The sequence below is a fragment of the Cupriavidus sp. TMH.W2 genome (assembly GCF_050847365.1).
Taxonomy (GTDB): Bacteria; Pseudomonadota; Gammaproteobacteria; order Burkholderiales; family Burkholderiaceae; genus Cupriavidus.
The window spans coordinates 3,035,704-3,055,666 of record NZ_CP193792.1; the positions used below are offsets into that span (position 1 = coordinate 3,035,704).

Here is a 19,963-nt window from a genome sequence, read left to right on the forward strand (position 1 = left end):
TCTCAACGGCATCCGCCGCCGGGGCTTGAGCCGGAGGCGCCGCTCGGGCACCAAAAGTGCCCTATTCGTTATCTCCGGATGCGTCCCGATCGCGCTGCCACAACACGTCCGAACCGCCGCCGGCCCGGTTCAGCACCCGCGCCAGCACGAACATCAGGTCCGACAGCCGGTTCAGGTACTGGCGCGGCGCCTCGTTCAGCGTCTCGGCCGCGCCCAGCGCCACCAGCGCGCGCTCGGCGCGCCGGCATACGGTGCGGCAGACATGGGCCTGCGCCGCGGCACGGCTGCCGCCCGGCAGGATGAACTCGGCCAGCCGCGGCAGGTTGGCGTTGTAGTCGGCCAGCCAGGTGTCGAGCTGCGCGACCTGCCCGGGCTTGAGCAGGGTGTAGCCCGGGATGGAGAGCTCGCCACCCAGGTCGAACAGGTCGTGCTGGATATGCAGCAGCGCGGCGCGCACGTCATCCGGCAGGTCCTCGGTCAGCAGCACCCCGACGTGGCAGTTCAGCTCGTCGACGTCGCCGATGGCGGCGATGCGCAGGCTGTCCTTGCCGGTGCGGCTGCCGTCGCCCAGGCCGGTGGTGCCGGCGTCGCCGGTGCGGGTGGCAATCTTGGACAGGCGGTGGCCCATGCCGGTCTCCTCGCAAGCATGTTGTTGTGGTATGGCCCGCGACGCAGGGCGCCGGGGGAAAGGCGCATTATCGCGCCGGAGCACGGCGGCGGGCCACGCACTTGTGTGCCGGCGCTGCTTGTGCCGCAATCTGTGCGGCAATCGGCCAGTACCTGCCGCCCCCCCCCCCGGTCCACGTGCCCCGCCAGGGTGCATGAGCCGCCGCGCGGCGTAGAATGCCGATATCCCCCATTCATCGTCCATTCGATAACCGGGTCGCGCCCCTGCCGGCCATTCCGGAGCTGTTTCCGGACCACGCCTGGCACCACCGCCGCGCCGACCCGCCGGAGACCCGCATGAACCACCCCACGCCGCCCGCCCCCCTCGCCCGCCGTCCGCTGCCGCCCGCCTTCAGCGAAGCCCTTGCGGCACGCTTCGGCGAGCGCTTCACCACCTCCGCCGGCGTGCGCGAGCACCACGGCCGCGACGAATCCCCGTTCCCGCCGGCGCTGCCCGACGCCGTGGTCTTTGCCCACAGCACCGAGGAAGTGGCCGAGGTGGCGCGCCTGTGCAACCACCATGGCGTGCCGCTGATCCCTTACGGCGCCGGCTCGTCGCTGGAGGGCCACCTGCTGGCGGTGGCCGGCGGCGTCAGCCTGGACCTGGCGCAGATGAACAAGGTCCTGGCGGTGCAGCCCGAAGACCTGACCGTGACCGTGCAGCCCGGCGTCACGCGCAAGCAGCTGAACCAGGACATCAAGGACACCGGCCTGTTCTTCCCGATCGACCCGGGCGCCGATGCCTCGCTCGGCGGCATGTGCGCCACGCGCGCCTCGGGGACCAACGCGGTGCGCTACGGCACCATGCGCGAGAACGTGCTGGCGCTGACGGTGGTGACCGCCGACGGCCGCGTGATCCGCACCGGCACGCAGGCGCGCAAGTCGTCGGCGGGCTATGACCTGACCCGGCTCTTTATCGGCAGCGAAGGCACGCTCGGCATCATCACCGAGGTGACGGTGCGCCTCTACCCGCAGCCGGAGGCGATCTCCGCCGCGGTGTGCGCCTTCCCCAGCATGGGCAGCGCGGTGCAGGCGGTGATCCAGACCATCCAGCTGGGCGTGCCGGTGGCGCGCGTGGAGTTTGTCGATGCGCTGGCGATCCGCGCCATCAACCGCCACGACAGCCTGACCCTGCCCGAGACCCCGCACCTGTTCTTCGAATTCCACGGCACCGAGGCCGGCGTGCGCGAGCAGGCCGAGACCGTGCAGCAGATCACCGCCGAGCACGGCGGACAGGGCTTCGAGTGGGCCACGCGCCCGGAAGACCGCAGCCGGCTGTGGAACGCGCGCCATACCGCGTACTTCGCCATGCTGCAGCTCAAGCCGGGCTGCAAGTCGGTGACCACCGACGTGTGCGTGCCGATCTCGCGCCTGGCCGACTGCGTCACCGAAACCGAGAAGGACCTGAACGCCTCGGCGCTGCCCTGCCCCATCGTCGGCCATGTCGGCGACGGCAACTTCCACGTGGCGATCCTGGTCGACCCCGGCAAGCCCGAGGAAATGGCCGAGGCCGAGGCCATCAACCAGCGCATCGTCGAACGCGCGCTGGCGATGGGCGGCACCTGCACCGGCGAGCACGGCGTGGGCCTGCACAAGCAGCGCTTCCTGGTGGCGGAGCACGGCGAGGACGCGCTCGACCTGATGCGCGCGATCAAGGACGCGCTGGATCCCAACCGTATCCTGAACCCGGGCAAGATCTTCAGCGCCACGCGCGGCGGCTCGCGGTAAGGCGCCTGGCTGATGGCCGCCATGTTCAATCGCGTCCCGCCGCTGCACCTGCTGATCGCCTTCGAGGCGGCGGCGCGCCTGGGCAGCTTCGCGCGCGCGGCCGAGGAGCTGTCGGTCACGCCCAGCGCGGTTTCGCACCGGATCAAGAACCTCGAGGAGCTGTGGGGCGAAGACCTGTTCGTGCGCGCCAACGCGGCGCTGCGGCTGACCGCCGCCGGCACGCGCTACCTGCGCAACGTGCAGGACGCGCTCAAGTCGCTGAACGAGCTGGCGCGGCCCGAGTACAACAAGCAGCGCACCCGGCTGCGGGTGGCGATCCCGCCCACCTTCGGGCGCCAGCACCTGGTGCCGCGCCTGCCTGAGTTCGGCGCGCTGTATCCGCATATCGACCTCGAGCTGCACCTGGCGATCCCGTTCCTGGACGTGAAGGCCGAGGACACCGATGTCGAGATCCGCTACGGCACCGGCCGCTACCCCGGCCTGAAGACCACCAAACTGCTGGTCGAGCCGGTGTTCCCGGCCTGCGGGCGCGAGTACTACGAGCGCGTCAACGGCCGCGCCATCACCAGACCCGAGCACCTGCACGGCCTGGTGCTGCTGCGCAGCCCGCTGGAGCCGTGGAAGCCATGGTTCGAGACCGCCGGGCTGGACTGGCCCGAGCCCCAGACCGGCCCGCAGTTCAACGACATCGGCCTGATGCTGGAGGCAATCGCCTCCAACCAGGGCGTGGCGCTGGTGCGCCAGCGCATGGCGCGGCACTGGCTGTCGCTGGGCCAGATGGTGCGGCTGCTCGATGTGGAATCGGTGTCGCCGCACGGCTACTACATCGTCGAGCGCGAACAGGCCCCGCTCAAGCCCGAGGCGCGCTATTTCGTCGACTGGCTGCTGAGCCTGGACTGGTAGGACCTGGCAAGCCGCTGGCCGGCTGAGCCCACGCAGGCAGCCTTCCCTGCCCGCGCGCTGCGGTGCTACGCTGGACTTGCATCCGCTGCCGTTGGCCCTGGTGGCTGTAGCAGCACTGGCGGCAACGTCATGATGAGGATTTTTGATCGGCCTGCCATGCGGAATTCACGTCCCGCGTGGTGCCCGCGCCAGGTGCCCTGCGCTATAGTCACCCGTCCCCCGCGGCAGGCCCTGCACCGCCGCGGCCGGCAGGCCGCGCACCGGCCGCCATCCCGGAGACCCCACAGGAGTCGCTCATGAATGCCCCGCACGAAGCCCAAACCATCGCCACCGGCAGCGCCCAGGCCACGGCCGAAGGCCGCCGCAGCGCGCTGCTGGCCGGCCTGGCGCAGATCCTGCCGGATGCCGCGGTGCTGAGCAAGCCGGAAGACACCGTCCCCTATGAATGCGACGGCCTGGCCGCGTACCGCCAGGTGCCGATGGCCGTGGCCCTGCCCGACACCGAGGAACAGGTCTGCGCCATCCTGCGGCTGTGCCACAAGCTGGGCGTGCCGGTGGTGCCGCGCGGCGCCGGTACCAGCCTGTCGGGCGGCGCCATGCCGATCGCCGAGGGCCTGGTGCTGTCGCTGGCCAAGTTCAAGCGCATCCTGTCGGTCGATCCGTACGCGCGCACCGCGGTGGTCCAGCCGGGCGTGCGCAACCTGGCCATCTCGGACGCCGCCGCGCCGCACAACCTGTACTACGCGCCGGACCCCTCGTCGCAGATCGCCTGCACCATCGGCGGCAACGTCAGCGAGAACTCGGGCGGCGTGCACTGCCTGAAGTACGGCCTGACCGTGCACAACGTGCTGCGCGTGCGCGCGGTGACGATGGAGGGCGAGGTGGTGGTGTTCGGCTCCGAGGCCCCCGACTCGCCGGGCCTGGACCTGCTGGCGGTGCTGATCGGCTCGGAAGGCATGCTCGCCGTGGTCACCGAAGTCACGGTGCGCCTGATCCCCAAGCCGCAGCTGGCGCAGGTGATCATGGCCTGCTTCGACGATGTCGAGAAAGGCGGCAACGCGGTGGCGGAAGTGATCGCCGCCGGCATCATCCCGGCCGGGCTGGAGATGATGGACAAGCCCGCCACGGTCGCGGTCGAGCAGTTCGTGCATGCGGGCTATGACCTGGACGCCGCCGCCATCCTGCTGTGCGAATCCGACGGCACCCCCGAAGAAGTGGCCGAGGAGATCGAGCGCATGAGCGCGGTGCTCACGGCATCGGGCTGCACCCGCATCGTGGTCTCGCAGAACGAAGCCGAACGCCTGCGCTTCTGGAGCGGGCGCAAGAACGCCTTCCCGGCGGCCGGGCGGATCTCGCCGGACTATTACTGCATGGACGGCACCATCCCGCGCAAGCATATCGGCACGCTGCTCAAGCGCATCGAGGCCATGGAGGGCAAGTACGGCCTGCGCTGCATCAACGTGTTCCATGCCGGCGACGGCAACATGCACCCGCTGGTGCTGTTCGATGGCGCTGACCAGGACGAATGGCACCGCGCCGAGCTGTTCGGCGCCGACATCCTGGAAACCTGCGTCGAGCTGGGCGGCACCGTCACCGGCGAGCACGGCGTGGGCGTGGAGAAGCTCAACTCGATGTGCGTGCAGTTCTCGCCCGCCGAGCGCGAGGCCTTCTTCGGCGTCAAGGCCGCCTTCGACCCGGCGCGGCTGCTCAACCCGGACAAGGCCATCCCCACGCTGGCGCGCTGCGCCGAGTACGGCAAGATGCACGTGAAGAAGGGCCTGCTGCCGCATCCCGAGCTGCCGCGCTTCTGACCCACGCCATGCCCAACCCGCAACGACGCCAGCAGCAGGAAGCGTTTATCCGCCAGCGCCTGGGCCAGCCCGAGACCGGCTGGCGCCAGCGCTGGTACACCATCATCTTCGAGGCCGATACCCGCGCGGGCCGGCTCTTCGACGTCGCGCTGCTGATCGCCATCGTCGCCAGCGTGATGGTGGTGATGCTCGACAGCCTGCCCGCGGTGCACGACCGCCTGGGTCCGCTGTTCACCGTGCTGGAATGGATGTTCACGCTGTTCTTCACGGCCGAGTACGCGATGCGCATCCTGGTGGTGCGCCGGCCGTGGCGCTATGTGTTCAGCTTCTACGGCGTCATCGACTTCATCTCGATCATACCGACCTGGCTGGCGTTCTTCCTGCCCGAGCTGCACTTCCTGATCGACGTGCGCCTGCTGCGGCTGCTGCGCGTGTTCCGGATCCTGAAGCTGACCGTGTATTTCGAGGAAGCCGAGATCCTGTACCGCGCGCTGGCCAACAGCCGGCGCAAGATCTTCGTGTTCCTGGGCACGGTGTTCATCATCACCGTGATCCTGGGCACCGTGATGTACGTGGTGGAAGGACCGCAGCACGGCTTCACCAGCATCCCGGTCAGCATGTACTGGGCGGTGGTGACGCTGACCACCACGGGCTTCGGCGACATGGTGCCGAAGTCCCCGCTGGGGCAGTTCATCACCTCGCTGACCATCCTGCTGGGCTACGGCATCATCGCCTTCCCCACCGGCATCGTCGGCGCCGAGCTGGCCGCCAGCATCATCAAGCGGCCGCTGACCACGCGCACCTGCACCCATTGCCTGACCGAGGGCCACGAGCCCGACGCCCTGTACTGCAAGCATTGCGGCAGCCACCTGCCCGAATACCGGAACGACCGGCCGGAAGTGCCCGGCGGACCCGCCGGCACCTGAGCCGACTCTCCCTACCCCACGACGCCTATGCAAGCCACCCTCGACGCCTTCCGCGACGCCGTCAGGCAAGCCACCGAGACCCGCACCGCGCTGCAGCTGCGCGGCGGCGGCAGCAAGGACTTCTACGGGCAGCCCCCGCAAGGCCAGTTGCTGGACACGCGCCCCTATGCCGGCATCGTCGACTACGACCCGGCCGAGCTGGTGATCACCGCGCGCTGCGGCACGCCGCTGGCCGAGATCGAAGCCGCGCTGGCCGACAGGCGGCAGATGCTGGCGTTCGAGCCGCCCCACTTTGCGCTGCCCGGCCAGCCCAGCACCGCGACACTGGGCGGCGCCGTCGCCGCGGGACTGTCGGGCCCGCGCCGGCAGGCGGTGGGCGCGCTGCGCGACTTCGTGCTGGGCGCGCAGCTGATGGACGGGCGCGGCGAGGTGATGGACTTTGGCGGCCAGGTGATGAAGAACGTGGCGGGCTATGACGTGTCGCGGCTGCTGGCGGGCTCGCTCGGCACGCTGGGGCTGATTCTGCAGGTGTCGGTGAAGGTGCTGCCGGCGCCGTTCGACGAGGCCACGCTGCGCTTCGAACTGGCACAGGCCGAAGCCATCCGCCAACTGAACCAGTGGGGCGGCCAGCCGCTGCCGCTGGCGTCCTCGGCCTGGCACGCGGGCGTGCTGCACGTGCGCCTGGCCGGCGCCACCGCCGCCGTGCGCGCCGCGTGCGCCAGGCTGGGCGGGGAGCGCGCGGACCCGGCGCAGGCCGCATCGCTGTGGCAGTCGCTGCGCGAGCAGACCCACCCGTTCTTTGCCCCGGCCCAGGCCGGCCGCGCGCTGTGGCGCCTGGCAGTGCCCACCGTTGCCGCGCCGCTGGAGCTGCCCGGCACGCAGCTCATCGAATGGGGCGGCGGCCAGCGCTGGTGGCTGCCTGAAGACGGGTCCGCCAGGACCGATGCCGAAAGCGTGCGCGCCGTGGCACAGGCTGCGGGCGGCCATGCCACGCTGTTCCGCAACGGCGACAAGGCCGTGGGCGTGTTCACGCCGCTGGCCTCGCCGCTGGCCGCGATCCACCGCCGCCTGAAGGAGACCTTCGACCCGGCCGGCATCTTCAATCCGCAGCGCATGTACCCCGGACTCTGATCCGGCACGCCCTGACACCCCCAGGCACAACTTCCCCACACCATGCAAACGACCCTGGCCGATTTTCTCCGCGACACGCCCGAAGGCGAGGAAGCCAAATCCATCGTCGGCAAGTGCGTGCATTGCGGCTTCTGCACCGCCACCTGCCCCACCTACCAGCTGCTCGGCGATGAGCTGGACGGCCCGCGCGGACGCATCTACCTGATGAAGCAGGTACTGGAAGGCCATGCCATCACCGAAAGCACGCGCCTGCACCTGGACCGCTGCCTGACCTGCCGCAACTGCGAATCGACCTGCCCGTCGGGCGTGCGCTACGGGCGCCTGGTCGATATCGGCCGCAAGCTGGTCGACGACAAGCTCGAAGCCGAAGGCGTGCAGCGCCCCGCCAGCGAGCGCATCGCGCGCTGGGTGCTGCGCGAAGGGCTGACGCGCCCGGCGCTGTTCGGCACCGCGCTGCGCCTGGGCCAGATGGTGCGCCCGCTGCTGCCGGGCGCGCTGCGCAACAAGGTGCCGGCGCTGTCCAGCGCTGCCGCGCCAGGCGTGTGGCCGCGCACTGTGCATGCGCGCAAGATGTTGTTGCTCGACGGTTGCGTGCAGCCGGCGATGTCGCCCAACATCAATGCCGCCACCGCGCGCGTGTTCGACCGTGTCGGCGTACAACTGGTGGTGGCGCGCGATGCCGGCTGCTGCGGCGCGATCCGCTTCCACACCGGCGACCACGATGGCGGCCTCGACAATATGCGCCGCAATATCGACGCCTGGTGGCCGCATATCGAAGCGGGCGCCGAGGCCATCGTGATGACGGCCTCGGGCTGCGGCGCGATGGTCAAGGACTACGGCCACCTGCTGCGCGACGATCCCGCCTACGCCGAGCGCGCGCACCGCGTGTCGGCCCTGACGCGCGACCTGTCCGAGGTCCTGCCGGACTTTGCCGACGGCCTGCGCGCGGCCGCCGGCGCGGTCCCGCGCGACCGCCGGCGCGTGGCCTACCACCCGCCCTGCACGCTGCAGCACGGCCAGCAGATCCGCGGCAAAGTCGAAGCGCTCTTGACCGGCCTCGGCGTGGAAGTCAAACTCTGCGCTGACAGCCACCTGTGCTGCGGCTCGGCGGGCACTTATTCGGTGTTGCAGCCGGAACTGGCCTACCGCCTGCGCGACGACAAGCTCGCCAACCTGCAGGCCACGCAGCCCGAAGCCATCGTCTCGGCCAATATCGGCTGCATCTCGCACCTGCAGAGCGGCACCGGCACCCCGGTGATGCACTGGATCGAACTGGTCGACAAGATGCTCGGCTAGTGCGGGCGGGCAGCATGGGTGGCAGCGCGCATCCCTTCCGGACGCGCGCCGTGCATCTGCGTCCAAACGCCACGCCCCATGCTCCAGACCTTTGCAATCCTGTTGGTTTTCCAGTCCGTTGGCGAGGTGATCAGCTACGCGCTGAAGCTGCCCGTGCCCGGCCCCGTGCTGGGCATGATCCTGCTGTTCGGCTGGCTCGTCTTCGACGACCGCCTGCTGCCCATCATCCAGGGCACCACCTCTGAACTGCTCAAGCACCTGTCGCTGCTGTTCGTGCCGGCCGGCGTCGGCATCATGGTCCACGCCAGCCGCATCGAGGGCGAGTGGATGCCGATCCTGGTGGCGCTGGTCGTATCCACGTGGCTGGCCATCGCCACCACCGCCGTGGTCACCCGCATGCTGATGCGCAAGCGCGCCGATACGCCGGATACGCCCGACGTGCCGCCCGCCGATGCCAAAGGAGAGCAGGCATGATGACGCCCCGCCTGAACGAGATCTGGGTCTACCTGGCCGCAAGCCCGCTGGTCGGGCTGACCGCGACGCTGCTGGCCTACGTGTTCGCCTTCCGCATCTACGAGCGCTCGCGCTTCTCGCCGCTGGCCAACCCGGTGATGATCGCGGTGGCGCTGCTGGTCACGGTGCTGACCGTCACCGGCACGCCCTACAAGACTTACTTCGACGGCGCGCAGTTCGTGCACTTCCTGCTGGGGCCGGCCACGGTGGCGCTGGCGGTGCCGCTGTACCTGCAGCTGCCCAAGCTGCGCACCCATGTGTTGCCGCTGCTGGCGGGGCTGGTGGCAGGCTCGGTGGTAGCGGTGGTCTCGGCGGTGGGCATCGCCTACCTGCTCGGCGCGTCGCCCGAGACGGTGCGCTCGCTCGCGCCCAAGTCGGTGACGATCCCGATCGCCATGGGCGTGGCCGAGAAGATCGGCGGGCTGCCGTCGCTGACGGCGGTGCTGGTGATGGCAACCGGCATCATCGGCGCGGTCAGCGCCACCAGCGTGCTGAACCTGCTGCGCATCCGCGACTACACCGTGCGCGGCTTCGCCACCGGCGTGGCGGCGCACGGCATCGGCACCGCGCGGGCCTTCCAGGTCAACCAGGAAGCCGGCGCCTTCGCCGCGCTCGGCATGGGCCTGAACGGCGTGCTGACCGCGATCCTGGTGCCGGTGATGGCGGCGTGGATGCCACACTGACACCCTCCTGACAGGACGCTGTCAGCAGCCCCCGCGCATGATGCGAACTCCTCACTCCCCTTCACCTGGAACCAAGGAGACCATCATGAGCAACCGTCTGATCAACTGGCTGGAAATCCCCGTGGTCGACATGAACCGCGCGGTCGGCTTCTACGAGCAGGTGTTCGATGTCCAGCTGCGCCGCGAGACCATGAGCCAGGTCGACATGGCCGTGTTCCCGCACCCGGACCCGGGCGGCGCGCTGGTGTCCGGCGAGGGCTACCGCCCCAGCAACTACTACGGCACCGTGCCCTACCTGCACGCGCCGGAACTGGACCTGCTGCTGGAGCGCGCCGCGCGCGCCGGCGGCAAGACCGTGTTCGGGCCGCTGCGCCTGCCGGGCGAGATCGGCCGCATCGCCCATATCACCGACAGCGAAGGCAACCGCATCGGGCTGCATGAGCCAGTGGCCGGATAAGCCCATGGCAGGCCAATACCGATGAGCCGCCGGGCCGACCGCCTGTTCCAGATCGTGCAGGTGCTGCGCGGGCGCCGCCTGACCACGGCGGCGCTGCTGGCGCAGCGGCTCGGGGTGTCGGAACGCACCGTCTACCGTGATATCCAGGCGCTGTCGCTGTCAGGCGTGCCGGTCGAGGGCGAGGCCGGCATCGGCTACCGGCTGCGCGCCGACTTCGATGTCCCGCCGCTGATGTTCACCGCCATGGAAGTGGAAGCGCTGGTCGCCGGCCTGCGCCTGCTGAAAGCCTGGGGCGGTGGCGCGCTGGCCGCCGCGGCCGATCCCGCGCTGGAAAAACTGATGGCCGCGCTGCCGCCGCCGCGCCGGCTGGCGGCGCAGCAAAGCCGCGTGTTCGCGCCGGAATACGTCAACCAGGCGCACGTGCGCCAGGCCTTCGACGTGGTGCACGGCGCGCTGGGCGAGCAGAAGCTGCTGCTGCTCGACTACTGCGACGTGCAGCAGCGCATCACCGAACGCGTGGTGATGCCGCTGGGCCTGTTCTTCTGGGGCAATGCCTGGCTGCTGGCGGCGTGGTGCACCACGCGCTCGGACTACCGCAGCTTCCGGCTGGACCGCTGCCGCGCCATCCGCATGCTGGACGACCACTTCCATGAAACCCCGGACCGCTCGCTCAATGGCTTTTTGCGCGCGGTGCGCGCCAGCGGGGTGTCATGAACGACGTAAGCGTCGTTTCGAGGCGCTGCTGCAAGACGCTGGGTTCCCGCCTTCGCGGGAACGACGGAGATTGAATTGCCTTCGGACCTTCGAACGTCATCCCCGCGTAAGCGGGGATCCAGTGACTTTGATTCCGCGAGGACTCAGGCGGCCGGATCGGACAGGAGTTTCTCGATATCGGCACGCAGCTCATCGGGCCTGGTGGTTGGCGCGTAGCGCTTGAACACCGTGCCGTCGCGGCGCAGCAGGAACTTGGTGAAGTTCCACTTGATGCCCTGGGTACCGAGCACGCCACGCTTCTCCGTGGTCAGCCACTTGTACAGCGGATGGGCGTCGGCACCGTTCACGTCGATCTTGGCGAACATCGGGAAGCGCACCGCAAAGCGCGTTTCGCAGAACTGGCCGATCTGCTGCGCATTGCCCGGCTCCTGCTTGCCAAACTGGTTGCACGGGAAGCCCAGCACCGCCAGGCCGCGCCCCTGGTATTCGTCATGGAGCTTCTGCAAGCCCTCGTACTGCGGCGTGAACCCGCATTCGCTGGCGGTGTTGACCACCAGCATCACCTTGCCCTGGAACTGCGACAGCGGTACCGGCTGGCCGGCCAGCGAGTTGGCTTCGAACTGGTAGACATTGCTCATGGCGGACTCCTCAAAGTAGCCCAAGCATACCGCCATGCGCACGACAGTGCACGAATCAGATGACGTTCAGATGCTCGGTGCCGGCGCCCAGGTCGGTGTCCTTGGCGCTCGCGCTGTGCAGCTTGATCATCAGGCGCAGGTCGTTGAGCGAGTCGGCGTTGCGCAGCGCGTCCTCGTAGGTGATCTTGCCTTCCTCGTGCAGGTCGAACAGCGCCTGGTCGAACGAGATCATGCCCTGCTCGCGCGACTTCTTGATGACTTCCTTGAGCTCGTGGATCTCGCCCTTGAAGATCAGGTCGGCCACCAGCGGCGTGCCGATCATGATCTCCACCGCCGGCACGCGCCCCTTTTTGCCGGCGCGCGGCAGGAGGCGCTGCGAGATCATCGCCTTCAGGTTCAGCGACAGGTCGATCAGCAGCTGCTGGCGCTTTTCCTCGGGGAAGAAGTTGACCACCCGGTCGATCGCCTGGTTGGCGTTGTTGGCGTGCAGCGTGGCCAGGCACAGGTGGCCGGTCTCGGCGTACTGCAGCGCGTACTCCATGGTCTCGCGGTCGCGGATTTCGCCGATCAGGATCACGTCCGGCGCCTGGCGCAGCGTGTTCTTCAGCGCCACGTGCCAGGAGTCGGTATCGATGCCCACCTCGCGCTGCGTGACGATGCAGTTCTGGTGCGCATGAACGTACTCGATCGGGTCTTCGATGGTGATGATGTGGCCGTAGGAATGCGCGTTGCGGTGATCGAGCATTGCCGCCAGCGTGGTCGACTTGCCCGAGCCGGTGGCGCCGGTCACGATCACCAGCCCGCGCTTGGCCATCACCACGTCATGCAGCGTCGGCGGCAGGTCCAGGTCGGACACCGAAGGGATGCGCGTATTGATGGTGCGCACCACCATGCCGGCCTTGCCCTGCTGGATAAAGGCTGAAACGCGAAAGCGCCCGGCCTTGGGCGCGGTGATCGCGAAATTGCATTCGCGGCTGGTGTCGAACTCCTGCACCTGGCGCTCGTTCATCACCGAGCGCACCAGGCCCAGCGCCTGGGTCGGGTTCAGCGGCTGCTGCGACACCGGCGTGAGCTTGCCGTCGACCTTGATCGCCGGCGGGAAGTCGGAGGTGATGAACAGGTCCGAGCCGCGGTTGCTGACCATCAGCTCCAGCAGGTCGTTGATGTACTTGGCGGCGGATTCGCGATCGAGCATGGCGGTGTCCTGCTAATGGGGCGGGCCTCAGCCCATGAACGCGTCCGGATTCTTCGCAATGGCGCGCGCGTCGTTGTAGTTGATGACGCTGCGCTTGATCAGGTCCGACAGGCACTGGTCCAGGGTCTGCATGCCCAGCCCGCTGCTGGTCTGCATCATCGAGTACATCTGCGCGATCTTGTTCTCGCGGATCAGGTGGCGGATCGCGGGCGTGGCGATCATGATCTCGTGCGCCGCAGTGCGGCCGTTGCCGTCGCGCGTCTTCAGCAGCGTCTGCGAGATCACCGCCTCGAGCGATTCCGACAGCATGGTGCGCACCATGTCTTTCTCTTCCGGCGGGAACACGTCGACCACGCGGTCGATGGTCTTGGCCGCCGAGCTGGTGTGCAGCGTGCCGAAAACCAGGTGGCCGGTCTCGGCCGCGGTCAGCGCCAGGCGGATGGTTTCCAGGTCGCGCAGTTCGCCCACCAGGATCACGTCCGGGTCTTCACGCAGCGCCGAGCGCAGCGCATTGGCAAACGAATGCGTATGCGGCCCCAGCTCGCGCTGGTTGATCAGGCTCTTCTTGGAGCTGTGCACGAATTCGATCGGGTCCTCCACCGTCAGGATGTGGCCCATGTCGTTTTCATTGCGATGGTCGACCATCGCCGCCAGCGTGGTGGACTTGCCCGAGCCGGTCGGGCCCGTCACCAGCACCAGTCCGCGCGGCTTCATGCACAGGTCGGCAAATACGGCCGGCGCGCGCAGCTCTTCGAGCGTGAGCACCTTGGAGGGAATGGTACGGAACACCGCGGCGGCGCCGCGCTGGGTGTTGTAGGCATTGACCCGGAAGCGGGACAGGCCCGCGATCTCGAACGAGAAGTCGATTTCGAGGCGTTCTTCGTAGGCCTTGCGCTGGGTGTCGCTCATGATGTCGTACACCATGGCGTGGACATCCTTGTGCGTCATCGAGGCGACATTGATCCGGCGCATGTCGCCATGGATCCGCACCATCGGCGGCATGTCCGCGGAGAGATGAAGATCAGACGCCTTGTTCTTGACAGCGAAAGCCAATAGCTGCGCGATGTCCATCTATAATGACCCCACCCTGAATAGTTATCGGTACTTTGCGTACTTCTTTTGTATGTTCGCCGGATTATGTCTGTAATTGCCGCCAACTTGCAAGCCGTTCACCAGCGCATCGCGGCGGCCGCACAACAAGCCGGCAGACGGCCCGGGGACATCGCCCTGCTGGCCGTTTCCAAGACCGTTTCCCCCGACCACATAAGGGCCGCATACGCCGCCGGACAGCTTGCCTTCGGCGAGAACTACGTTCAGGAAGGGGTCGACAAGATCGCCGCGCTGGCCGACCTGCGCAGCCACTTGCGCTGGCATTTCATCGGCCCGCTGCAAAGCAACAAGACCCGCCTGGTGGCGGCGCATTTCGACTGGGTGCATGCCATCGACCGGCTCAAGATCGCCGAGCGCCTGTCGGCCCAGCGCCCGGCCGGCATGGCGGCGCTGCAGGTCTGCATCCAGGTCAATATCAGCGGCGAAGCCAGCAAGAGCGGCGTCGCCCCGGCGGAGGTCCCGGCGCTGGCGCATGCCGTCGCCGCGCTGCCCGGCCTGCGGCTGCGCGGGCTGATGGCAATCCCCGAGCCCGAGGACGACCCCGCCGCGCAGCGCCGTCCGTTCGCGGCCATGCGCGCCATGCTGCAGGCGCTGCGCGCCGACGGCCTGGACCTCGACACGCTGTCGATGGGCATGTCGGGCGACATGGACGCCGCCATCGCCGAAGGCGCCACGCTGGTGCGGATCGGCACCGCCATCTTCGGCGCGCGCCAGTACACGTAGCCCGGCGCGCCCTGTCATTTCCCTTCCAGCCCCCCAACGGATTCTCATGCTCGATACCCTTACCTTTGGCTTTCTCGGCGGCGGCAATATGGCCACCGCACTGATCGGCGGCCTGATTGCCCGCGGCGTGCCGGCCGGCTCGATCCGCGTGGTCGACCCTTTCCCCGAGGCCCGGCAGCGCCTGGCGCGCGACCTCGGCGTGCATGCCGCCGGGGCGCCGGACGCCGCTTTCGGCGCCAGCGACGTGCTGGTGCTGGCGGTCAAGCCGCAGCAGTTCCGCGACGCCGCGGCGCAGTTGCTGCCGCATCTGCCGGCCAGCGGCCGCGGCAACCTGGTGATCAGTGTGGCCGCCGGCATCCGCCTGCAGGACATGCAGCGCTGGCTGGACGGCCGCACCCGCCTGGTGCGCGCGATGCCGAATACGCCGGCACTGGCGGGCATGGGCATGACCGGGCTGGCCGCGCAGGCCGGGCTGTCGGCCGAAGACCGCGCGATCGCCGGCGCCGTGGCCGAGGCCGTGGGCAAGTGCGTGTGGGTGGATGGGGATGACCAGATCGACGCGGTCACCGCCATCTCGGGCAGCGGGCCGGCCTATGTCTTCTACTTTGTCGAGGCGATGGAACGCGCCGCCACGGAACTGGGCCTGACGGCGGAGCAAGGCCGTGAGCTGGCCGTGGAGACCTTCCGCGGCGCGGCGGCCCTGGCCGGGCAGTCGCCTGAGCCGGTGTCGACGCTGCGTGAGCGCGTGACGTCAAAAGGTGGTACGACCTATGCGGCGCTGACGGCGATGGAGGCTTCGGGCATCGGTGATGCCTTCGTGCGTGCCATGCATGCGGCGGCGGCGCGGGGCAAGGAGATGGGGGCCGAGTTCGGGAAGGATTGAGGCGCGGCCAAACCGCAGGTGCTCTGGCCTGGCTGCCGCCCCTTGTGGACGCTCCCCTCGCCCGCTTGCGGGAGAGGGGTGGGGGTGAGGGCCGGAGTGTCCACGCAGTGAGGCGCGTCGGTATGCCAGCGCCTACCCTCACCCCCTGCCCCTCTCCCGCGAGCGGGAGAGGGGAGCAAACCAGTTGCGAACCATTAGCAATCGAATAGATCACCGAATCGCATAAGCCAACGCCGTCCCCGCAAACACACAGGCCCCCAGCCAGTTGTTATGCCGGAACGCGGCGAAGCAGCGCATCCGGTCCCGATCGCGAATCAGCGTGTAGTGGTACCCGGCGCAAACCGCTGCCGCGGCCAGCCCCACCCAGTACGGCCATCCCAACCCCAGCAGCCCACCCGCCCAGGCCATCAGCGCCAGGAACGCGGCGTAGCAAAGCATGATTGCCGCCACGTCGAAACGCCCGAAGGTAATGGCTGAAGTCTTCATGCCGATCAGCAGGTCATCGTCGCGATCGACCATCGCATAGGCCGTGTCATACGCCACCGCCCAGAACACGTTGGCCAGCAGCATCAGCCACGCCACCGGCGGCACCCGGTCCTGGATCGCGGCAAATGCCATCGGGATACCAAAACCAAAGGCAATGCCAAGATAAGCCTGCGGAATCGCAAAGAAGCGCTTGAAGAACGGGTACGTGCCCGCCACCACCGCCGCCACCACCGCCAGCCACTTGGTCAGCGCATTGAGCGGCAGCACCAGCGCAAAGGCTGCCAGCGCCAGCACGGCGGCCACGGCCAGCGCTTCCCACGCGGCGATCTTGCCCGCGGTCAGCGGCCGCTCCCTGGTACGCTTGACGTGCTTGTCGAAATCGCGGTCGGCCCAGTCGTTGATGGCACAGCCGGCCGAGCGCATCAGGAAGGTCCCCGCCACGAAGATCCAGAACAGCCCCCAGGCCGGCGGACCGCCCGCGGCCATCCACATGGCCCACAGCGTCGGCCACAGCAGCAGCAGCGTGCCGATCGGCTTGTCGATGCGCACCAGGCGCGCGTAGAGGGAAAGGCGTTCAAGCATGGGCGTGGGGGGCAACGGCGAGAGGGTCTGCACAGCGCGGATCCGGGAAGGAGGATTCAATGAAAACGCGCCGCAGCCCGGATGGTTGCGACGCGCAGTGCCGGCTGCCGGAGAAGGACAGCCGGGGCAGCCAGAGATGACCAGCAGGCCTCAGGCCAGCATCGAGCGCAGCATCCACGCGGTCTTCTCATGCGTCTGCATGCGCTGGGTCAGCAGGTCGGCCGAGGGCTCGTCGCCGGCGGCATCGATCACCGGGAAGATCGAGCGCGCGGTGCGCACCACGGCTTCCTGGCCTTCGACCAGTTTGCGGATCATCTCGGTGGCCTCGGGCACGCCCTCTTCTTCCGCAATCGACGACAGGCGGGCGTATTCCTTGTAGGTGCCCGGCGCCGGGTAGCCCAGCGCGCGGATACGCTCGGCAATCGAGTCCACCGCGAGCGCCAGTTCGGTGTACTGGGTCTCGAACATCAGATGCAGCGTATTGAACATGGGACCCGTCACGTTCCAGTGGAAGTTATGGGTCTTGAGGTAGAGGGTGTAGGTGTCCGCCAGCAGCCTGGACAAACCTTCCGCAATCTTCTTGCGGTCCTTGTCCGAAATACCGATATTCACGCTCATCTCATTCTTCTTTGCCATGGCAGGTATGCTCCGTTCTGGTAAAGGCACGAGGGGCGCCGCCGGGCTTGCCCCGTGCATCCGGGGCCGGGCGACGCGGTACCTCGCATTATTGCATCAGCCAACGATCCCGGCCAAACCCGGGGCCATCTTGGCGCATATCACGGCCGCGCCAGGTTGCCGCTTACTTCAGGTTCAGCGCGCGCTTCACGCCCTCGCCGTAGGCCGGGTCGGCCTTGCTGAAATGCTCCAGCTGCACGCGCACGATCGCTTCCGGCACGCCCTGCATGGCCGCCGCGATATTGGCGAACAGGCGCTGGCGCTGGCCTTCGTCGAACAGGCGGAACAGCGCGCCGGGCTGGCTGTAATAGTCCGTGTCGACGCGGTGGTCCCAGCGGTCGGCGGCACCTTCCAGTGCCAGCGGCGGCTCCATGGCGCGCTCGCTGGCACCATAGGCGCTGTCGCGGTTGGGCTCGTAGTTCAGCTTGCCGCCCTGGTTGCCGTCCACGCGCATCGCGCCGTCGCGGTGGAAGCTGTTGTGGAACGGGCATTTCGGCGCGTTCACCGGGATCTGGCTGTGGTTGATCCCCAGGCGGTAGCGCTGCGTGTCGCCGTAGGAAAACAACCGCCCCTGCAGCATCTTGTCGGGCGAGAAGCCGATGCCCGGCACGATGTTGGCCGGATTCATCGCCACTTGCTCGACCTCGGCAAAGTAGTTGTCCGGGTTGCGGTTGAGCTCGACCACGCCCACGTCGATCAGCGGGTAGTCCTTGTGCGGCCAGACCTTGGTCAGGTCGAACGGGTTGATGTGGTACCTGGCCGCATCGGCCTCGGGCATGACCTGCACGCGCAGGTTCCAGCGCGGGAAATTGCCTTGCTCAATGTTCTCGAACAGATCGCGCTGCGCGCTCTCGCGGTCGTTGGCGACCACCCTGGCCGCTTCCTCATTGGTCCAGTTGGCAATGCCCTGCTGCGACTTGAAGTGGAACTTGACCCAGAAACGCTCGTTGCCGGCATTGATGAACGAGTACGTGTGCGAGCCGAAGCCGTGGATCTGGCGGTAGTTCTGCGGCAGCCCGCGGTCGCTCATCAGGATGGTGACCTGGTGCAGCGATTCCGGATGGCGCGACCAGAAGTCCCACACCGCGATCGGGTCGCGCAGGTTGGTGCGCGGGTTGCGCTTCTGCGTGTGGATGAAGTCGGGGAACTTGAGCGGGTCGCGCACGAAGAACACCGGCGTGTTGTTGCCGACCAGGTCCCAGTTGCCCTCATCGGTATAGAACTTGATCGAGAAGCCACGCACGTCGCGCTCGGCATCGGCCGCGCCGCGCTCGCCGGCCACGGTCGAGAAGCGGATGAACAGCGGCGTTTCCTTGCCGACCTGGGCAAAGGCCGAAGCCTTGGTGTACCTGCTGATGTCGTGCGTGATCCTGAGCGTGCCGTAGGCGCCCGAGCCCTTGGCGTGCACGCGCCGCTCGGGGATGACCTCGCGGTCGAAATGGGCCAGCTTTTCCAGGAACCACACGTCCTGCAGCAGCATCGGGCCGCGCGGGCCTGCTGTCTGCGAGTTCTGGTTGTCGGCGACCGGTGCGCCGGCGGCGGTGGTAAGCATGTCCTTCTTGCTCATTTTTTCCTTCTTGTGGGTTGGCTGAAAAGATCTTCGATCGATGCCATCCGCACCGACAGGAGTCAGCCTACCAACGATCTATCGAAATGAGAATTCAATTATTTATACCTATGTATTAGGTCAAATCTATCCGGGATTTCTGCAACTTATCGCAGCGGAGAGTGACCGCCCGAAGACAGGTTCCCGAAATGCCCCGTTGCGGGGCCAGGAATGAAAACGGCCGCAGCGGAATCTCCGCTGCGGCCGTGGGATTTGCCGGTACTGCGAGGCAGGAAGATCAGGCCGCTTCGGCCAGCTCCTTGGCGTCGAGCTTGCGCACCCCGGCCAGCTCGCAGGCGGCCACGGCGTTGGCCAGCGCTTCCATGGCCGGCAGGCGGGTAAAGCTCTTGCGCCAGGCCAGCACCACGCGCCGGTCGGGCACCGGGTCGGCGAACGGCACATAAGACAGCATGTCGCCCTTGGCCTTCAGGTCGGGCACCGAGGTGCGCGGCAGCACGGTGATGCCGACCCCGCTGGCCACCATATGGCGGATGGTTTCCAGCGACGATCCCTCGAAGGTCTTCTGGATGCCGTCGGCCGCCTGCGAGAAGCGCGACAGCTCCGGGCACACCCCCAGCACATGGTCGCGGAAGCAGTGGCCGCTGCCCAGCAGCAGCATGGTCTGCCGCTTCAGTTCATCGGGGTCGATGGCCTGCGCCTGCGCCAGCTGGTGGCCGCGCGGCACGGCGACGACAAAGGGCTCGTCGTAGAGCGGGCGCACGGTCAGGCCCGAATCCGGGAACGGCTCGGCCATCACCGCGCAGTCGATCTCCCCCTGCTTGAGCAGCTCGATCAGCTTGTGGGTGTAGTTCTCCTGCAGCATCAGCGGCATCTGCGGCACGGTCTCGATCATCTGCTTGACCAGCGACGGCAGCAGGTACGGCCCGATGGTGTAGATCACGCCCACGCGCAGCGGCCCCGCCAGCGGGTCCTTGCCCTGCTTGGCGATCTCGCGGATGGCCATGGTCTGTTCGAGCACGCGCTGGGCCTGCGCCACGATCTGCTCGCCGACCGACGTCACCGACACCTCGGAGGTGCCGCGCTCGAAAATCTGCACGTTGAGTTCGTCTTCCAGCTTCTTGATCGCGACCGACAGCGTCGGCTGCGACACGAAGCAGGCTTCGGCGGCCCGGCCGAAATGGCGCTCGCGCGCCACGGCGACGATGTACTTGAGTTCGGTGAGCGTCATGACTTATCAATTTGCGGTAGGCGATAGATTTTACCTTCGATTGCCGCT

The 19,963-nt window shown here is 67.9% G+C and carries 20 protein-coding genes; 12 read left to right on the forward strand and 8 right to left on the reverse strand.

The window, feature by feature from the left end:
- Positions 1-61: 61 nt before the first annotated feature.
- Positions 62-628 (reverse strand): cob(I)yrinic acid a,c-diamide adenosyltransferase, encoded by a 567-nt coding sequence (locus ACREYQ_RS13930; protein ID WP_432258165.1) that lies wholly within the window; start codon positions 626-628, stop codon positions 62-64.
- A 335-nt stretch (positions 629-963) separates the two neighbouring features.
- On the opposite strand from ACREYQ_RS13930, the gene ACREYQ_RS13935 reads away from it, so the two are divergent.
- The 10 genes from ACREYQ_RS13935 to ACREYQ_RS13980 all read left to right on the forward strand — a co-directional run bounded on the left by ACREYQ_RS13935 (position 964) and on the right by ACREYQ_RS13980 (position 10,828).
- Positions 964-2,394, forward strand: a complete 1,431-nt coding sequence (locus ACREYQ_RS13935; RefSeq protein ID WP_432258166.1) for an FAD-binding oxidoreductase — start codon at positions 964-966, stop codon at positions 2,392-2,394.
- Positions 2,395-2,406: 12 nt separating this feature from the next.
- Positions 2,407-3,297, forward strand: coding sequence for a LysR substrate-binding domain-containing protein (locus ACREYQ_RS13940; protein ID WP_432258167.1), 891 nt, complete (start codon positions 2,407-2,409; stop codon positions 3,295-3,297).
- Positions 3,298-3,593: 296 nt separating this feature from the next.
- On the forward strand, positions 3,594-5,108 hold the full coding sequence (locus tag ACREYQ_RS13945; protein ID WP_432258168.1) for an FAD-linked oxidase C-terminal domain-containing protein: 1,515 nt from the start codon (positions 3,594-3,596) through the stop codon (positions 5,106-5,108).
- 8 nt (positions 5,109-5,116) lie between these two features.
- Positions 5,117-6,034, forward strand: coding sequence for an ion transporter (locus ACREYQ_RS13950; RefSeq protein ID WP_432258169.1), 918 nt, complete (start codon positions 5,117-5,119; stop codon positions 6,032-6,034).
- 27 nt (positions 6,035-6,061) lie between these two features.
- On the forward strand, positions 6,062-7,165 hold the full coding sequence (gene glcE / locus ACREYQ_RS13955) for a glycolate oxidase subunit GlcE (protein WP_432258170.1): 1,104 nt from the start codon (positions 6,062-6,064) through the stop codon (positions 7,163-7,165).
- A 42-nt stretch (positions 7,166-7,207) separates the two neighbouring features.
- Positions 7,208-8,461 carry a glycolate oxidase subunit GlcF gene (gene glcF / locus ACREYQ_RS13960; RefSeq protein ID WP_432258171.1) on the forward strand — a complete coding sequence of 418 codons (1,254 nt, stop codon included), beginning with the start codon at positions 7,208-7,210 and terminating at the stop codon, positions 8,459-8,461.
- 78 nt (positions 8,462-8,539) lie between these two features.
- Complete coding sequence (locus tag ACREYQ_RS13965) at positions 8,540-8,935, forward strand: CidA/LrgA family protein (protein WP_432258172.1); 396 nt, start codon at positions 8,540-8,542, stop codon at positions 8,933-8,935.
- A complete protein-coding gene (locus tag ACREYQ_RS13970; RefSeq protein ID WP_432258173.1) occupies positions 8,932-9,657 on the forward strand; it encodes an LrgB family protein in 726 nt (241 codons plus the stop codon). The genes ACREYQ_RS13965 and ACREYQ_RS13970 overlap by 4 nt, the downstream gene beginning before the upstream one ends.
- Before the next feature lie 85 nt (positions 9,658-9,742).
- Positions 9,743-10,114, forward strand: a complete 372-nt coding sequence (locus ACREYQ_RS13975; protein WP_432258174.1) for a VOC family protein — start codon at positions 9,743-9,745, stop codon at positions 10,112-10,114.
- Positions 10,115-10,135: 21 nt separating this feature from the next.
- A complete protein-coding gene (locus ACREYQ_RS13980) occupies positions 10,136-10,828 on the forward strand; it encodes a helix-turn-helix transcriptional regulator (RefSeq protein ID WP_432258175.1) in 693 nt (230 codons plus the stop codon).
- Positions 10,829-10,971: 143 nt separating this feature from the next.
- Here ACREYQ_RS13980 and ACREYQ_RS13985 read toward each other — a convergent pair whose 3' ends face one another.
- Genes ACREYQ_RS13985 through ACREYQ_RS13995 form a run of 3 tightly spaced genes read right to left on the reverse strand, consistent with a single transcriptional unit; the run spans position 10,972 to position 13,732 of the window.
- On the reverse strand, positions 10,972-11,466 hold the full coding sequence (locus ACREYQ_RS13985; protein WP_432258176.1) for a glutathione peroxidase: 495 nt from the start codon (positions 11,464-11,466) through the stop codon (positions 10,972-10,974).
- Between the two features lie 55 nt (positions 11,467-11,521).
- On the reverse strand, positions 11,522-12,661 hold the full coding sequence (locus ACREYQ_RS13990; protein ID WP_432258177.1) for a PilT/PilU family type 4a pilus ATPase: 1,140 nt from the start codon (positions 12,659-12,661) through the stop codon (positions 11,522-11,524).
- Positions 12,662-12,688: 27 nt separating this feature from the next.
- Complete coding sequence (locus tag ACREYQ_RS13995) at positions 12,689-13,732, reverse strand: type IV pilus twitching motility protein PilT (protein ID WP_432258178.1); 1,044 nt, start codon at positions 13,730-13,732, stop codon at positions 12,689-12,691.
- A 66-nt stretch (positions 13,733-13,798) separates the two neighbouring features.
- On the opposite strand from ACREYQ_RS13995, the gene ACREYQ_RS14000 reads away from it, so the two are divergent.
- Both ACREYQ_RS14000 and proC read left to right on the forward strand, forming a co-directional pair.
- The gene (locus ACREYQ_RS14000) at positions 13,799-14,494 is read left to right on the forward strand and encodes a YggS family pyridoxal phosphate-dependent enzyme (RefSeq protein WP_432258179.1); all 696 of its coding nucleotides are present in this window, start codon (positions 13,799-13,801) and stop codon (positions 14,492-14,494) included.
- A 46-nt stretch (positions 14,495-14,540) separates the two neighbouring features.
- Positions 14,541-15,377 carry a pyrroline-5-carboxylate reductase gene (gene proC, locus ACREYQ_RS14005; RefSeq protein ID WP_432258180.1) on the forward strand — a complete coding sequence of 279 codons (837 nt, stop codon included), beginning with the start codon at positions 14,541-14,543 and terminating at the stop codon, positions 15,375-15,377.
- A gap of 210 nt (positions 15,378-15,587) precedes the next feature.
- Here proC and ubiA read toward each other — a convergent pair whose 3' ends face one another.
- The 4 genes from ubiA to ACREYQ_RS14025 all read right to left on the reverse strand — a co-directional run bounded on the left by ubiA (position 15,588) and on the right by ACREYQ_RS14025 (position 19,915).
- Positions 15,588-16,445: a 4-hydroxybenzoate octaprenyltransferase gene (gene ubiA, locus ACREYQ_RS14010; protein ID WP_432258181.1), complete on the reverse strand. Its 858-nt coding sequence runs from the start codon at positions 16,443-16,445 to the stop codon at positions 15,588-15,590.
- A 150-nt stretch (positions 16,446-16,595) separates the two neighbouring features.
- Positions 16,596-17,081, reverse strand: coding sequence for a Dps family protein (locus ACREYQ_RS14015; protein WP_432258182.1), 486 nt, complete (start codon positions 17,079-17,081; stop codon positions 16,596-16,598).
- Between the two features lie 163 nt (positions 17,082-17,244).
- Positions 17,245-18,687 (reverse strand): catalase, encoded by a 1,443-nt coding sequence (locus ACREYQ_RS14020; RefSeq protein ID WP_432258183.1) that lies wholly within the window; start codon positions 18,685-18,687, stop codon positions 17,245-17,247.
- A gap of 277 nt (positions 18,688-18,964) precedes the next feature.
- Positions 18,965-19,915 (reverse strand): LysR substrate-binding domain-containing protein, encoded by a 951-nt coding sequence (locus tag ACREYQ_RS14025; protein WP_432258184.1) that lies wholly within the window; start codon positions 19,913-19,915, stop codon positions 18,965-18,967.
- Between the last annotated feature and the right edge of the window lie 48 nt (positions 19,916-19,963).

Coding starts and splice junctions, on each gene's coding strand:
- ACREYQ_RS13995 (WP_432258178.1), bottom strand. CDS start 13,732: ATGGACATCGCGCAGCTATTGGCTTTCGCTGTCAAGAACAAGGCGTCT.
- proC (WP_432258180.1), top strand. CDS start 14,541: ATGCTCGATACCCTTACCTTTGGCTTTCTCGGCGGCGGCAATATGGCC.
- ACREYQ_RS13985 (WP_432258176.1), bottom strand. CDS start 11,466: ATGAGCAATGTCTACCAGTTCGAAGCCAACTCGCTGGCCGGCCAGCCG.
- ACREYQ_RS13935 (WP_432258166.1), top strand. CDS start 964: ATGAACCACCCCACGCCGCCCGCCCCCCTCGCCCGCCGTCCGCTGCCG.
- ACREYQ_RS14025 (WP_432258184.1), bottom strand. CDS start 19,915: ATGACGCTCACCGAACTCAAGTACATCGTCGCCGTGGCGCGCGAGCGC.
- ACREYQ_RS13965 (WP_432258172.1), top strand. CDS start 8,540: ATGCTCCAGACCTTTGCAATCCTGTTGGTTTTCCAGTCCGTTGGCGAG.
- ACREYQ_RS13980 (WP_432258175.1), top strand. CDS start 10,136: ATGAGCCGCCGGGCCGACCGCCTGTTCCAGATCGTGCAGGTGCTGCGC.
- ACREYQ_RS14000 (WP_432258179.1), top strand. CDS start 13,799: ATGTCTGTAATTGCCGCCAACTTGCAAGCCGTTCACCAGCGCATCGCG.
- glcE (WP_432258170.1), top strand. CDS start 6,062: ATGCAAGCCACCCTCGACGCCTTCCGCGACGCCGTCAGGCAAGCCACC.
- ACREYQ_RS13930 (WP_432258165.1), bottom strand. CDS start 628: ATGGGCCACCGCCTGTCCAAGATTGCCACCCGCACCGGCGACGCCGGC.
- ACREYQ_RS13950 (WP_432258169.1), top strand. CDS start 5,117: ATGCCCAACCCGCAACGACGCCAGCAGCAGGAAGCGTTTATCCGCCAG.
- ACREYQ_RS13990 (WP_432258177.1), bottom strand. CDS start 12,661: ATGCTCGATCGCGAATCCGCCGCCAAGTACATCAACGACCTGCTGGAG.
- ACREYQ_RS14015 (WP_432258182.1), bottom strand. CDS start 17,081: ATGGCAAAGAAGAATGAGATGAGCGTGAATATCGGTATTTCGGACAAG.
- ACREYQ_RS13945 (WP_432258168.1), top strand. CDS start 3,594: ATGAATGCCCCGCACGAAGCCCAAACCATCGCCACCGGCAGCGCCCAG.
- ubiA (WP_432258181.1), bottom strand. CDS start 16,445: ATGCTTGAACGCCTTTCCCTCTACGCGCGCCTGGTGCGCATCGACAAG.
- ACREYQ_RS14020 (WP_432258183.1), bottom strand. CDS start 18,687: ATGAGCAAGAAGGACATGCTTACCACCGCCGCCGGCGCACCGGTCGCC.
- ACREYQ_RS13975 (WP_432258174.1), top strand. CDS start 9,743: ATGAGCAACCGTCTGATCAACTGGCTGGAAATCCCCGTGGTCGACATG.
- glcF (WP_432258171.1), top strand. CDS start 7,208: ATGCAAACGACCCTGGCCGATTTTCTCCGCGACACGCCCGAAGGCGAG.
- ACREYQ_RS13940 (WP_432258167.1), top strand. CDS start 2,407: ATGGCCGCCATGTTCAATCGCGTCCCGCCGCTGCACCTGCTGATCGCC.
- ACREYQ_RS13970 (WP_432258173.1), top strand. CDS start 8,932: ATGATGACGCCCCGCCTGAACGAGATCTGGGTCTACCTGGCCGCAAGC.